12 protein-coding genes are annotated in these 14158 nt (G+C 62.5%); 7 read left to right on the top strand and 5 right to left on the bottom strand.

What is annotated here, in order from left to right; genetic code table 11:
* Positions 1-85: 85 nt before the first annotated feature.
* Complete coding sequence (locus tag AB4Y87_RS02080; protein WP_442002832.1) at positions 86-982, bottom strand: LysR family transcriptional regulator; 897 nt, start codon at positions 980-982, stop codon at positions 86-88.
* 136 nt (positions 983-1118) lie between these two features.
* Here AB4Y87_RS02080 and AB4Y87_RS02075 point away from each other — a divergent pair, with 136 nt between their 5' ends.
* Positions 1119-2516 carry an MFS transporter gene (locus AB4Y87_RS02075; protein WP_442002831.1) on the top strand — a complete coding sequence of 466 codons (1398 nt, stop codon included), beginning with the start codon at positions 1119-1121 and terminating at the stop codon, positions 2514-2516.
* A 4-nt stretch (positions 2517-2520) separates the two neighbouring features.
* Positions 2521-3270, top strand: coding sequence for a 3-hydroxybutyrate dehydrogenase (locus AB4Y87_RS02070; protein ID WP_442002830.1), 750 nt, complete (start codon positions 2521-2523; stop codon positions 3268-3270).
* A 79-nt stretch (positions 3271-3349) separates the two neighbouring features.
* Here the strand turns inward: AB4Y87_RS02070 and AB4Y87_RS02065 are convergent, their stop codons facing one another.
* Positions 3350-3715: a winged helix-turn-helix transcriptional regulator gene (locus tag AB4Y87_RS02065; RefSeq protein ID WP_442002829.1), complete on the bottom strand. Its 366-nt coding sequence runs from the start codon at positions 3713-3715 to the stop codon at positions 3350-3352.
* Between the two features lie 106 nt (positions 3716-3821).
* Between AB4Y87_RS02065 and AB4Y87_RS02060 the strand changes: the two genes are divergently transcribed.
* Positions 3822-4685, top strand: coding sequence for an SDR family oxidoreductase (locus AB4Y87_RS02060; protein ID WP_442002828.1), 864 nt, complete (start codon positions 3822-3824; stop codon positions 4683-4685).
* 78 nt (positions 4686-4763) lie between these two features.
* On the opposite strand, the gene AB4Y87_RS02055 is transcribed toward AB4Y87_RS02060, so the two are convergent.
* The gene (locus AB4Y87_RS02055; protein ID WP_442002827.1) at positions 4764-6224 is read right to left on the bottom strand and encodes an amino acid permease; all 1461 of its coding nucleotides are present in this window, start codon (positions 6222-6224) and stop codon (positions 4764-4766) included.
* Positions 6225-6464: 240 nt separating this feature from the next.
* On the opposite strand from AB4Y87_RS02055, the gene AB4Y87_RS02050 reads away from it, so the two are divergent.
* Positions 6465-8540: an ALF repeat-containing protein gene (locus AB4Y87_RS02050; protein WP_442002826.1), complete on the top strand. Its 2076-nt coding sequence runs from the start codon at positions 6465-6467 to the stop codon at positions 8538-8540.
* Between the two features lie 18 nt (positions 8541-8558).
* Here the strand turns inward: AB4Y87_RS02050 and AB4Y87_RS02045 are convergent, their stop codons facing one another.
* Both AB4Y87_RS02045 and AB4Y87_RS02040 read right to left on the bottom strand, forming a co-directional pair.
* Positions 8559-9668: an AAA family ATPase gene (locus AB4Y87_RS02045; RefSeq protein ID WP_442002825.1), complete on the bottom strand. Its 1110-nt coding sequence runs from the start codon at positions 9666-9668 to the stop codon at positions 8559-8561.
* Between the two features lie 106 nt (positions 9669-9774).
* Positions 9775-10443: an alpha/beta fold hydrolase gene (locus tag AB4Y87_RS02040; protein ID WP_442002824.1), complete on the bottom strand. Its 669-nt coding sequence runs from the start codon at positions 10441-10443 to the stop codon at positions 9775-9777.
* A gap of 102 nt (positions 10444-10545) precedes the next feature.
* Between AB4Y87_RS02040 and AB4Y87_RS02035 the strand changes: the two genes are divergently transcribed.
* The 3 genes from AB4Y87_RS02035 (at position 10546) to AB4Y87_RS02025 (ending at position 14136) form a co-directional block, all read left to right on the top strand.
* A complete protein-coding gene (locus AB4Y87_RS02035) occupies positions 10546-11532 on the top strand; it encodes an ABC transporter ATP-binding protein (RefSeq protein ID WP_442002972.1) in 987 nt (328 codons plus the stop codon).
* Between the two features lies 1 nt (position 11533).
* Positions 11534-13156: an ABC transporter permease gene (locus AB4Y87_RS02030; RefSeq protein WP_442002823.1), complete on the top strand. Its 1623-nt coding sequence runs from the start codon at positions 11534-11536 to the stop codon at positions 13154-13156.
* A 173-nt stretch (positions 13157-13329) separates the two neighbouring features.
* Positions 13330-14136 carry an IclR family transcriptional regulator gene (locus AB4Y87_RS02025; protein ID WP_216922359.1) on the top strand — a complete coding sequence of 269 codons (807 nt, stop codon included), beginning with the start codon at positions 13330-13332 and terminating at the stop codon, positions 14134-14136.
* Positions 14137-14158 lie beyond the last annotated feature (22 nt).

Genomic DNA, 14158 nt, shown 5'->3' with positions numbered 1-14158 from the left:
CGGATGCTACACCGTGTTGGCCATGCGGAATCCAACTATTTTTAAAATTCGCATTTCCTGCAGGAAATGTCTGCAAACCTCCATCTCACCCCGCGCCCAGTAGCTCCTCGCGCCGGCTCTCCGTCTCCTCTCGCAGGGCCTGCACGACGGCGGCTACCGCTGGGCGGCGCATCGAGTCGGGACGGAGGACCATCCAGTAGGGGAGCAGCTCGGCGAAGTCGGATGGCAGGAGTCGGACCAAGTCTGCGTGGCGATCGGCCATGAAACACGGCAGGAATCCCACGCCAGCACCCGCTCTTGTCGCCTCCACATGCACGAAAACGTTGGTGGAGCTGAGGCCATCGCGCATGGTTGGGACCAGCCTCCTCGGTGCATCAAGGTCGTCCACTTGGAGCATGGAATCCACGAAGTAGACCAATTGATGCTGCGTCAGTTCCTCGATGGTGCCCGGCGTGCCATTGTCCGCAAGGTAGGCGCGCGAGGCGTACATTCCCAGCCGATACTCGCCTAAGCGGATCGCCTCTGCCCGGTGAACCTGTGGCGTCCCAACCACTACCTCGATGTCCAAGCCTGAGCGTTGCTGAAGCGCCCGCCGCGTCACGGTGACAATCTCTACGCTGAGCCCAGGGTGATCGCGCCGAAGCCGGGCCACTGCCGGAGCGGCGATGTAGGCGCTAAAACCATCGGTTGCGGTCATCCGTACGACGCCGGTAATGGGGTCAGGTGCGCCGTCGCTGGGTCCCAGCGCGCCCACCGCAGCTTCGACACGTTCAGCGACAAGGACCGCCTCCGCACCCAACTCCGTGACTTCCCAGCCTCCGGCGGCGCGCGCGAGAACGCGACCGCCCAGAGCCTTTTCCAGCGCCGCTATCCTGCGCGAAACGGTGGTGTGGTTCAGGCCCAAGGCTTGCGCCGCCGTCGTGAATTTTCCTGAGCGTGAGACGGCGAGGAGGATGAGGAGATCGTCCGGATTGGGATTCATATCTGCAATTCTGCACACACTTGGTGCCGGATTGGTCATTGAGGAGGGCTGAATCTGCAGTAATACTCAGTGGAGCATTTCGTGTTGTGGATCACAGCACGTCAAAAGGGTCAACGAGGACACTGAGGAGATGGATATGAGCGTAGAGCAGCGCTCCACATCAAAGGCCGGGAACCAATCCGGCAAGGGCTCCGGCCTTAAGAAGATCGTCGCTGCGTCCATGGTGGGGACAGTGGTGGAGTGGTACGAGTTCTTCCTGTACGCCACCGCAGCAACGCTGGTTTTCGGCAAATACTTCTTCCCGAGCACTGGCAACGAATTGGACGGCATCATCCAGGCCTTCCTGACCTACGCGGTTGGCTTCGTAGCCCGCCCGCTCGGCGGAATCGTCTTCGGCCAGATCGGCGACAAACTGGGCCGCAAGCCCACGCTCCAGCTGACCATTGTGATCGTCGGCGTCTCGACGTTCCTCATGGGCTGCCTCCCCGGCTTCGCCGATCTGGGTTACTGGGCACCGGCCATGCTGGTGGCGCTTCGCTTCATCCAAGGATTCGCCCTTGGTGGCGAGTGGGGAGGTGCCGTGCTCCTGGTAGCTGAACACAGCCCCAACAAGTCGCGCGGTTTCTGGTCATCCTGGCCGCAGGCAGCAGTGCCGGTGGGCAATCTTCTGGCCACCGCAGTTCTGTTCACCATGTCCACCACACTGAGCAGCGAGGCATTCCTGGGCTGGGGCTGGCGTGTAGCATTCTGGCTTTCCGCCGTGATCGTGTTCGTCGGGTACTACATCCGTACCCACGTCACCGAGGCACCCATCTTCCTCGAGGCCAAGGCGCAGGTGGAGGAATCGAAGGCCATCAGCTACGGCGTTGGCGAAGTCATCCGCAAATATCCCAAGGGCATCCTGCAGGCCATGGGCCTCCGCTTTGCCGAGAACATCATGTATTACCTGGTGGTCAGCTTCGCGATCGTCTACCTCAAGAGCGTCCACAAGTACGACACGTCATCGCTGCTGCTGGCATTGCTTATCGCGCACGTGATCCACTTCCTTGTCATCCCGCAGATTGGGCGTCTTATTGACGCGTGGGGTCGCAAGCCCGTGTACCTCGTAGGAGCCGTCGCCGGCGCAACCTGGCCGTTCTTCGCGTTCCCCATGTTCGACACCAAAAACGCCGTGGTCATCGTGTTGGCCGTGACCATCGGGCTGTGCCTGCACGCGTTCATGTACGCAGGCCAGCCGGCCATCATGTCCGAGCTCTTCCCCACCCGCATGCGCTACTCCGGGGTCTCGCTCGGCTCACAGGTTACGTCGATCTTCGCAGGGTCACTCGCTCCGCTGCTGGCAACACAATGGCTCAAGGACACCGGCTCCTGGCTCCCCACCGCGATCTACCTCGTCGTCGCCTGCGCGATCACCGTCGTCGCCGTCGTTTCGCTGAAGGAAACCAAGGGCATCGCGCTGCAGGACGTGGACGAAGCCGACGCCTTGCGGCATGGACTGACCACGTCTTCTGTTGGCACGGCAGCGAAAGGCTAGCTCCATGGACAACTCCCTGAACGGGCGCAAAGCACTGGTCACCGGCGGTGCCAGCGGAATCGGGGCAGCCTGCGCCCGCGCGCTCGCCGCCCGCGGGGCGAAAGTTGTAGTGGCCGACGTCGATGCCTCCGGAGCTGCGGCCCTCGCCGACGAGCTGGGCGGCACTGCCTGGACTGTGGACCTGTTGGACGTCGACGCCCTGGCCGCCCTCAGCCTTGACTGCGACATCCTGGTCAACAACGCCGGCATCCAGAAAGTAGCGCCGATCGAGGAGTTCGAACCTGCTGAATTCAGGCGGATACTCGCCCTGATGCTGGAGGCACCGTTCCTCCTTATCCGGGCCGCGCTCCCACACATGTACGCCAATGGGTTCGGCCGGATTATCAACATCTCCTCGGTTCACGGGCTCCGTGCTTCGGCCTACAAGAGTGCTTACGTCTCCGCGAAGCATGGCCTCGAAGGGCTCAGCAAGGTCACTGCCTTGGAGGGCGGCGAGCACGGAGTGACGTCCAACTGCATCAACCCCGGGTACGTCCGGACTCCGCTTGTTGAGAAGCAAATTGCTGATCAGGCGCGACTCCACAGCATCCCCGAGGCAGAGGTGCTGGCCAAGGTCATGCTGACGGAGTCGGCGGTGAAGCGGCTGGTGGAGGTTGAGGAAGTTGCGTCGTTGGCTGCCTGGATGGCCTCCGACGACGCGGGTATGGTCACCGGCGCGAGCTACACCATGGACGGCGGGTGGTCGGCCCGGTAGCTCGCTGCGAGGTGACAGTTAATGCCAATGTTCGACGCGAACATTGGCATTAACTGTAGTTTCGGCGCGGAGATCCGGGCTAACTTTGGCCGCCGATGATTGCGTCGGCATTATCAAAGGCCCAGGTCACCAGGGGTATAAGCAGTGCCGTGAGCTCGCGGCCGCGTTCAGTCAGGCTGTAGTCCACGCGCGGCGGGATGACGGGTTGTGCGTCGCGGCGTAGCAGCCCGTCCCGTTCGAGCGTTTTCAGGGTTTGGGCCAGCATTTTTTCGCTGACGCCCTCAGCACGTCGGCGCAGTTCGCTCCATCGCTGATCGCCTTCGGATAGCGAAAGCAGGATCAGCACTCCCCATTTGCTGGTGATGTGGTCCAGTACTGTCCGGCTGGGGCAGCCGGCAGGGAAGACGCCGTCAGCGACGGCGGCCGGGAGGGTACTTACTTTCATGTCAGTACCTTACCTTAAAGTGCGTGCTCTCTTTCGGGAAGTTATCTGCGGAAGCGTTGGTTGTGATCGGTGACCGTCCCATCAATTTCCTTGAAAGGAACCAGTCATGAGCATCGTCATCACCGGAGCAACAGGCCAGCTGGGCCGCCATGTCATAGAGGCCCTCCTTGAACGCAATGTACCCGCTGACAGCATTGTCGCCACCGGGCGCTCCATTGAAAAGCTGTCCAATTTCGTTGCCCGCGGCGTTCGCGCCGCTGCAATGGACTACGACGACGCTGCGTCGGTCGCCCAGGCGCTTAAGGGTGCCACCAAGGTCCTTCTCATATCGGGAAGCGCCGTAGGCCAGCGGGTAGAGCAGCACCGCACGGTTATCGAGGCGGCAAAAGCCGAGGGTGTGGAGCTTCTCGCCTACACCAGCATTGCCAACGCAGACACCACCCGCATGAAGCTGGCTACAGAGCACCAGGCCACGGAATCCATCCTCAAAGAGTCCGGCGTCCCCTTCGTCCTCCTTCGCAATAGCTGGTACATCGAGAACTACACCGACCAGTTGCCGGGAACCCTTGCGCAGGGCGCGCTTGCGGGCAGTGCCGGAAACGGCAAGGTTAGCGGTGCCTCCCGCGCAGACTACGCGCAAGCTGCGGCCGCGGTTCTGGTTGCGGAGCACCAGGCCGGCAAGATCTACGAGTTGGGCGGTGACGATGCATTTACCTTGGACGAGCTGGCCGCCGAAATTAGCGCTGCATCAGGCAAGTCCATCGAATACCGAGACCTCCCGGCAGACCAATACGCCGATCTCCTGACGGGCGCAGGGGTGCCGGAAGGCTTCGCGCAGATCCTGGCCGACACCGATCTGGGCATTGGTCGCGGCGACCTTTTGGTGACCACCGGTGATCTCAGGAAACTGATCGGGCGCCCGGCAACTGCCTTGTCCGTGGCCGTCCGCTCCGCTGCTGCTGCCATCTGAACCGAGCCCCAGTGAGGTGACAGTTAAACCCCATGTTCCTCCAGAACATGGGGTTTAACTGTCACCTCGGCACCGGAGCTACGGAGCCTTCACCAAGGGGATCGACGCCGTCTCGTCCACGAGCTCGGCACGACGCAGGCCACCACCGCGGACCCACAACTTGTAAGCCACGAACAGCAGGATCAGCCATGTGCCGCCGACATAGAGTGCAACGCGGGTGTCCTCGAAGACCCCGAGGATCACGATCACCATGGCCATGAACGTCATGGTCAGAATGGATGCTGCCGGCCACAGGGGTGAACCGAATTCCGACGCCGGAAGGCCCTTGCGCTTGATCTCCCGCTTCATGGCAACGTGCGAAGCCAGGATCATCACCCACACCCACACTGTGGCAAACGTTGCTATCGAAGCGATCAGCACGAACACGTCTTCCGGGATCACTGCGTTCAGCACGACGCCCACGAGCAGTATTCCGCCCATCATTACTACCGTCATCCAGGGGACGCCGTGCCTGGAAATCTTGCCGAAGCTCTTCGGAGCATGGCCCTGCTGGGCTAGTCCGAACAGGATGCGGCCAGCTCCAAAGATGTCGCTGTTGATAGCGGAAAGGGCTGCAGTGATGACCACGGCATTGAGGATGTGCGGTGCAGCCGGGATGCCCAGGCCGTCGAAGATTTGTACAAACGGGCTTCCGCTGCTGCCGATTTCGTTCCACGGGAAGATGCTCATCAACACGCCCAGGGTCAGGACGTAGAACAGCAGGACACGGACCGGCACGGTGTTGACTGCCTGCGGGATGACCTTTTTGGGATCGGCGGCTTCGCCAGCGGTAATGCCGATTGTTTCGATCCCACCGAAGGCAAACATGACGACGGCGAACGCGGCCAGGAGCCCTTCGAAGCCGTTCGGGAACAAACCGCCGTGGTTAACCAGGTTCCCCAACCCCGGTGCCACCCCGCCGCCGTCGCCTGTTTGGAAGCCGAAGACGACGATTGCTGCGCCTCCGACGATCATGGCGATGATGGCCACCACCTTGATCAGCGAGAACCAGAACTCCAGTTCACCGAAGACCTTCACGCTCAACAAGTTCATGGCGCCCAGGAAGAGAATGATCGCGAGCACCCAGATCCAGCGGTCCACCTGTGGGAACCAGAAGCCCATGTAGATGCTGAAGGCGGTGACGTCGGCGATGGCCACGATCGCCATCTCGAACACGTAGGTCCAGCCGGTCACGAAGCCTGCGAACGGTCCCAGGTACTTGCTCGCGTATTGGCCGAATGAGCCGGAAACAGGGTGTCGGACGGCCATTTCCCCTAGTGCGCGCATGACCATGAAGACGGCAGCACCGCCGATGATGTAGGCCAAAAGTACGGCGGGGCCGGCTTTCTGTATGGCGGACGCAGAACCGTAAAACAGTCCCGTGCCGATCGCAGATCCGAGCGCCATGAAGCGGATGTGACGGACGTTGAGGCCACGGCTGAGTGCCGTACCGGCGGCTTGGAGGACGGTGTCCTTCGAAGCCAGCGTGGTTTGTTGCATGGTAAAACCTTCTCGTCTTTGGGAGGGGATCGCTATCCAGCAGATCACTTTTGGCCGCCCTGTGATTGGCCTCACGGGGGTTTGGTGTCTTTGATCGCAGACAGTGCGACAGGAGTCACAGTCGAATCTCAGATACGATGTCCGCGGACAGCTAGTCACCCCGGTTAGGCACCTCGCTCATGCGTCATCGCCGCTGGATGGCTCGGACGCTGTCATCGCATCTTTCTTGGGGGACTCTTGATGTCTGCTTTCCGTGTTGCTTCCATCCGTGCTGCCCGCCGTCGTTGGGCCGCGGCCGTTGTTGCCTTGATCGCGGGGGCATCCCTGCTCTTCGCCGCCCCCGCCCGTGCATATGACATTCCTGAGTTTGAGATTCCCCTCGCCTCGCAGGCTCCCGTTCCTTTTGTGAAGCGCGCTGTTGATGCGGCCGGCGTCCTTGATCTGTGGAGGACAGGTGGCCCGGCGACGCGCGCGGCAGCCCAGCTTGCCTTGGTGGGCGGTCCCGAGGCCGTCCAGGCATTCCTCGACGGCGGACAGGATGTTGCGCTGGCAGCGGACCGCAAGGAGCTGGTCACCGAGCTGACGAAGCGGGGGAGTCCGCATGTACGGTCCTCCGCGAAAGCAGCCCTCATTTCCGACGCCGCAACGGTTGCCTTTTTGTCCGACGGCTGGGCGAGCACGTGGAAGGGCGATCTTCGGACGACGGCCACATATTTCACCAGCACTAAGAACACTCAAATCAGTGCTGCCGCTTCCAAGAGCCTGGACTCCGGCGAGGAAGCCATTGAGCAGTTCGTGCTTGAGGGGTGGCGGAAGATCGCGCAAGGCCAGGATCGGGAGGCGGTCTACTACCTGACCAATTCCCCCGTGCCTGAGGTAACTCTCGGAGCTCAAGCTGCCCTCGACACCTCCAGCCCGGACTTCGTTGCAGACTTCCTTCGCTACGGGCAGTTCGTCGTCTCAGACCATCACACTGAAACCGCGGCACTGGCTGGGCTGCTGCAGCAGGTCAAGACAGACGTCGCAGCCAACCCAAACGGCGCCGCCGTCGTGGCGGAGAGGGCGAGGGCCGCCGTCGAGCAGGCCCGAAGCAGGGCCACTGCTGCCAGGTCAGCGGACTCATCGCGTCTCGTCGCGGACAGGGACTTCCTTTCATCGTTGGCTTCGCCTCGTCAGGCCACGGATACTGCGCTGCTGACATCCGAGGAGCCAGCCAAGGCTGCCTTCGCGAAGGCGGCCCGCGAAATTCCGGAGCTACTGGCAGCCATTACCGCACCGGGAACCGATCTCGATGCCCGCATTAAGGAAGCCCGGCAGGCCACACTGGATCTGGCGCTTACCGGCACGCCGGAGGTGAAGAAGGCCGCTGAAGCTGCCCTCCTGGCAGGAGACTCCGGGATCAAGGCCTTCATCACCAGTGGCTACGCGGCGGCGGTCAAACTGGATGGCTCTGCTATGGGCGGGGACCGGCAGCGCGTTTACCAGCTTCTCCACCTTGGTGGCGGGCACGTAAACGCAGCCGCCGACGCCGCTCTAAGTTCCGCCAATCATGCAGATGTCCGGTACTTCCTGGAATACGGATTTGATCAAGCGTTGGCCTTGGATAACCGGGTCCAGACGACCTTCGCCTTGGATTCAACACCAGAGGTGCGGGCAGCTGCCAGTGTCGCCCTCGACGGCAGTCGGGCTGACCTTCAAGCGTTCATGACCACCGGAAAAACAGCCGCTGCTGAGCGTGACAGGGCCACCGCCGCCCACGTAGCGTCGGTCGACGCGATGATCGCCGAACTCGCCGGACTGGCAGACAAGGCAACGCTCGACGCCGGGACGGCGGCCGACGCTGCCAAGTCGGCGGAGGCGGCGCGGCAGGCTGAAGCGGCGCGGCAGGCTGAGGCTGCACGGCAGGCCGGAGCAGTCAAGGCCGCTGAGGCTGCTGTCCAGCTTGGTGGGTTGCCGCTGGTCGACGTCCACCAGTTGGCTGGATCAGCCCCGGCGCTGATGCCGTGGCAACCGGCACCCGCCGTCGTGATCCCCGCAACGGGCGAGACAGCTGCGTCAGCCGCTGGCCTACCCGCGCTTCCGCCTCCTCCGGCTGGCACTGCAAATCCGGGTGACATCGTGTCTGTGGAGCCGGAAACCCAGGAAGCCGCCACGGCTGCCAGCACGTCACAGGGGTTGAACGCTTGGACCATCGGGCTGATTGCGTTGCTGGTCGCCGCGGCGGCCGGTGGAATCACGCTGCTTCTGCCCCGGAAAACGCCGACAACGGGAGCTGCCAAGCCGGCGGCGGAGACGGCGATCAAGGCCCAGCCTTAGCCGGCGCCCTGGGCGTACCTAGGAGCGGGGATTCTTTCGCAGGTATTCCCGGAGTCCCGGGATGGCAAAGACAACCTTGCCGTGACCGGCTGTTTCTATGAGGCCGGCCGCCAGAAGTCGAATGCGATACTTCCCTGCCAGTGCGGACCCCGCTCCGATCCTGGAGGCGATGTCAGCCATCGTTGAAGTTTCATCGTCCACCGACATGGCGTGAAGGAACTCCCTGTCCTTTGCAGATGCCGTAGCGAGTGCAGCTTCGATGACCACGCGTTCGTTGCGACGAGTCGCTGCGGATATAGCTCTGTCAACGCCATCGGAGGAAAGAGATCCATCATGATTTTCGGCTTCCCTCCATAGGAAGTAACCCACGAGTTGAATTAGGAAAGGATAGCCCCCAGTGGCAACGGCCGCCCGATGGATGTTCTCTGGGATGACGCTGATTCCGGCGGCAGTGAACGTATCGGCAAATGATGACTCGACGTCCCGTATCGCGGCGGCATGAAGGTCGATTTTGTCGGCTCGCCGAAGAAACGTTGCCACACCCTCGTTCAGGAGATCGGAGACGGCGGATGGCAAACCAGCAAATATCAGTCCTATGGGCAGGCCGTCTTGGATAAAGTGTTGGACGTTGGCCGCTAGTTGGGACAGTTCTGTCCGATCGGCAGCGTGGATCTCATCCACTGTAATGAGGAGCCCGGTTGCCCGCTGGTCGAGGAGACGGAGGAGAGTCTCACCGAGTTCGCGCCAATCCACCTGCCGCTCCGGGGACAACTGCGTGGTGACGCCAAATCCAGCAACTGTGACTGCCGTGACGCGTCGTCGCGGGTCGGGCCCATCCCCCAATTCGTGGGTAAGTCGACGCATCTTTTCACCTATGCGCCCCATGAATGTTCCGGTAGCCGTCTCCGCAATCACAGCCCAACCATGTTCCTTGGCTAGGTCGTGGGCCGCGCCGAGCATAACGGTCTTGCCGATGCCGCGGGCGCCGGTAAAGATGGACAGCAAGCCAGGTGCCCCGGAACCTAGTCTGAGGCCATATTCAAACTCGTCCAGAAGCCCGGATCTGCCGATAATCTCCGGGGGCGTAGCCCCTGCCGTAGGGCGAAAGGGATTCTCTGTCGTGAGCATAGAGCGATTCTATGGGTTAAGTCTGGTTAATTTGGTTAATTTGGATAATCGGGTGAATTTGGTAAACATTCCGACGCTGGGCCCTATGCATCTTCGCCACGGCGGCTCAGCCCTGCAACAGGTACGTGGCTACGCCCTCCGGGTTTGCCAAGGCCAGAAGGTGCCCGCCTGCGATGACGTCGGGCGTGCGTCCTAAGCGTTCCTTGGCCACCCTGCGTTGGAATTCCACGGGAAAGAACCTGTCTTCCCTTCCGCTGAGTACTCGCGTTGGGATGCTGGGCCACTCCGTGAAGTCGCAGACTGATTCGAAGACCGCATTGGCTTCCGCCCGCTGATACGGTTCGCCCGTGGCAGCGACGTCCGGTGGAACGTCGTGCAGGAAATATGTGGCGACGTCGAACTGGGGACTGTAACCGTGGGCCGCCGCAGCGCTCTCCCTTGCGGCGTCCCAACCTGTGTTTGCCCACCACTCGCCGGGGGTTTCGCCCGGCATCGGGATCATCGCGTTGACGAGGACGAGCTCGCGGACAGACGCACGCCCGCAGACCAGCGGGGCTGTAAAACCGCCCAGTGATTGGGCCACGAGCACGACGTCGGCACGGGCGCCTATAGCGTTCAGGACCAGTCGCGTGTACTCGGGCAGGCCAGCATTTGCGTCGTCCCCTGGGAGGTCGACGGCAACGGCCTCGTGTCCGGCACGCTCCAGCAGAGGAACCACCCGGCTCCAATACCAGGCCGTGCCGCCCGCTCCAGGGATCAGGACGAACGTACTCATTGCAGTTCAGGCCGTACGCAGCGGCGTGGATGCAAGTCGATGGATTTCATCTCCCTATTGTCTTCCTTCACAGGGGCGCCGATCCTGCGTAACGTCGGCTCCATGGACCCTGTCATCCAGACCGTCGATCTTCATAAGAATTTCGGCCGGGTCAAGGCACTGGACGGCCTTGATCTCGAAGTCCCCGCAGGGCAAGTCCATGGCTTCCTCGGCCCAAACGGTGCCGGGAAGTCCACTACACTGCGTATCCTGCTGGGCCTGGCACGGGCCTCGTCGGGCAGTGCGAGAGTCCTTGGATTGCACCCATGGGCCGATGCCGTTGAACTCCACCGGCGTGTGGCCAGCGTCCCGGGCGATGTCAGCATCTGGCCGAATCTCTCAGGGGGAGAGGCCATTGATTTCCTCTCGCGGCTTCGGGATGGCGGGGCAGATCGCGCTGGGTATCGACGCAGCAAGGAGCGTTTGTGCCAGCTCTTCGACTTTGACCCCACCAAGAAGGGCCGTGCCTACTCCAAAGGCAATCGCCAGAAAGTTGCGCTCATCGCAGCCTTGGTTGCCGACTCCGAGGTCTACCTTCTGGACGAGCCGACAAGCGGTCTGGATCCCCTCATGGAGGCCGTCTTCACTCGCGAGATCCGGAGGCTCGTCAGTGAGAAAGGGGCCACTGTCCTTCTTTCCAGCCACATTCTCTCCGAGGTGGAACAACTGGCCGACAGCGTGAGCATCATCCGCGCAGGGCGGATCGTCGACGGCGGGACGCTCGAATCCCTGCGCCACCTGACCCGTACAGGGATCTCTTTTGCGCAGGACCAGGTGGACCTCGAAGCCCTCCAAGGCCTTTCCCAAGTCCACGACCTCACCTTGGCCGCAGGCCGGGTCAAGTTCAGTGCCGACTCTGACCGTGTCCACGAGGTCCTGCCGATTCTTGGCCGTCTGGGTGTGCAGGGCCTGCTGGTCGCTCCGCCGTCGCTGGAAGAGTTGTTCCTCCGCCACTACGGGGTTGCCCTTCCGCCCCAGTCAGAGGAAGTGAAGTCCGACGGCGGCACTCACCAACGGCGGCGCCGCCCGCCCGCCTGGACGGGCCCCTGAGATGAGCCGATTCCTTGACCTGTATTGGCAGCGACTCCGCCGCGACCGGTGGCAACTCCTGAGCTGGGTTGCTTCCATCGGTGCGCTCGCCTTTTTCGCCACAACAGCAGTGGCTTCGGCGTACGGCGACGATGCTTCCCGCGCCGAAATCCTGCATGTTGCCACGGCGACTCCCGCTATTTTGATTCTCCGCGGGCTGGTCAGGGGCCCTGCTCTGGACGCATTTACGTTTTTCCAGATCTTCGCCTTTATCGGTGTCCTTGCCGGCCTGATGAACACTTTCATGGCAGTACGGCATACGCGTGCCGAGGAGGAAGCGGGCCGGGCTGAGCTCGTCGCATCCACGGCCGCGGGCCGGTGGATGCCGTTGACGGCGACAGTGACCCATGGGCTCATAGGAAACGTGCTGGTGGCCGCGGCAGTCACGATCGGCTTTATCTCTGGCGGGCTCGATGCCGCGGGCTCGCTGATTGCCGGTCTTGCGGCCGGAGCTATTGGCTTGGCGTTTCTCACCGTCGGATTGCTCGCGTCCGAGTTCATGAGTACTTCGCGTGGGGCAAACGGAGCGGCGGCAGGGCTGGTGGTCGCCGCCTATCTTCTGCGCGGCTTCGGGGACGCGACCGGCAAGGTCAGCCAGGACGGCCTTACGGTAACGGCAGCATGGCCTAGCTGGGCTTCGCCCATCGGTTGGGGACAGCAGACGTTTGCCTACACGGGAAATCGCCTGTGGCCCCTGCTGCTTCCGCTGGGCCTTGGAATCGTATGCGTCTCACTGACCGCCGTCATCATGTCGAGGCGGGATTTTGGCGCGAGCGTGCTCGCCGGACGACGAGGCCCGACGGACGCCCGCCCCTCGCTCCGCGGGCCGTTCGCCCTGGCACTCCGACTCCAGCAGGGGGCCATCGTCAGCTGGTGCATTGGCGGGTTTATCGCGGGTCTGCTCACCGGCGCCCTCGGCGCTGCCATTCAGCAGGTGAGCATCTCGAATTCCTCCGTGACCGCGATCCTCAGGGCCATGATCGAGGCGCAAGGAACATCCATGACGCAGTTGGTCATTGCTGTCTTGTTTGAAATCGGTGGCATCCTGGCGGCGGCCTGCGGACTCCAGGCCGTTCTGCGATTGAGGCAGGAAGAAGTGGCGGGCACGGCAGAACTGGTGCTCTCGCAACCGCTCGGACGCATTCGTTGGTTTGGCAGCTTTCTCGGCCTCGGGGCAGCCTCGGTGGTTCTCGTCATGGTGTTCGCGGCCTTCGGTGCCTGGTATTCCTTGGTGGTCTCCGGTGAATCAGCCATTGAAGTGGGCAGCGTATGGGAGACTGCCGGGGCTCAAATCCCGGCTGCGCTGCTATACCTTGCCTTGCCCGCTGCGGTTTTTGTTACCTTTCCCCGCGCTACTGTCCCAATCGGCTGGGCGTTGCTGGCACTGGGCATCGTGCTGGGTGTCTACGGCGGGATGCTGGGCTTCGACAAGACCCTCAGGGACCTCTCGCCATTCACGCACACGCCAATCGTTACCAACACCGGAACAGATTGGAGTGGCGGCTTTTGGATGCTCGGGATTGGAGCGGCTCTCGCGGTGTTCGCGTTTGCCGCCGTGCGGCGTCGGGAGGTTGGCACGGTCTGAGCCACTCTCAAACACGCGACACTAGTTAAGTCTGGTATTTCAGACACCGCATAGAGTGAGTGGTCTGGCGTTGCCCGGCGTAACAAGGCACGCTTGAGTACGGGATACCGGACACATCACCCCGAGCAAGGCTGGACGGTGTCTCCTTCAGCAGTCTTGAGCAGTGAGGAACCATGACAACCACGCCACTGGCACCAGGCAAGGCCACGTCCAAGGTCCCTGCCGCCGAAAATACGCTGCGCATCCTCAAACTCTTGGCCTCGCGCCGAGGGCCGATGGCGGCGTCGAACATTGCGACGGCACTCGGCTTGCCGCGCTCCAGCGTGTACCACCTCCTGGGCGTGATGGAGGCCAACGGCTTCGTCCTGCATCTGCACGAAGAGCAGCGCTACGGCCTCGGCATCAGCGCCTTCGAGCTCAGTTCGGCCTATTCGCGGCAGGAGCCCTTGTCGCGTCTCGGGCGGCCCATGTTGGCCTCGCTGGTGGACGTGATCGGCGAAAGCGCGCATCTGGCCGTGCTTCACGGCCGCGACGTCCTTTACATCGTGGAGGAACGCGCCAAGAACCGCCCAAGCCTGGTGACCGACGTCGGAGTCCGCCTGCCCAGCCACCTCACCGCCTCGGGCCGCGCGATCCTGGCCGCCCTGCCAAAGTCGCAGGTTCGGGCTCTTTACCCGAACGCCGCCGCCTTCACGTCGCGCCACGAAGTGGAATTCCCGATCATGAAATACTCCGCCCTGTCCTCCCACCTGGACCAGGTACGGCAGCGTGGCTACGCCACGGAAAATGGCGAGATTACGCCCGGATTCGGCTCTATCGCCGCCGCTGTAACTGACCACGTGGGATGGCCGACGGCGGCAGTCGCCGTCACGTTCTTGGAGGACAAAGTTCCGGCTGAGCAATGGCCGGTACTGGCTGCGCGCATCCGCAAGGCTGCCGACGAATTGTCCGTACGCATTCACGGACGACCGGCTGGCTAGGCCGTTCGCATAGTGGATTCGC

It is taken from the genome of Paenarthrobacter sp. RAF54_2 (assembly GCF_052113945.1).
Taxonomy (GTDB): Bacteria; Actinomycetota; Actinomycetes; order Actinomycetales; family Micrococcaceae; genus Arthrobacter.
This window is presented reverse-complemented; position numbering and strand designations above follow the sequence as displayed.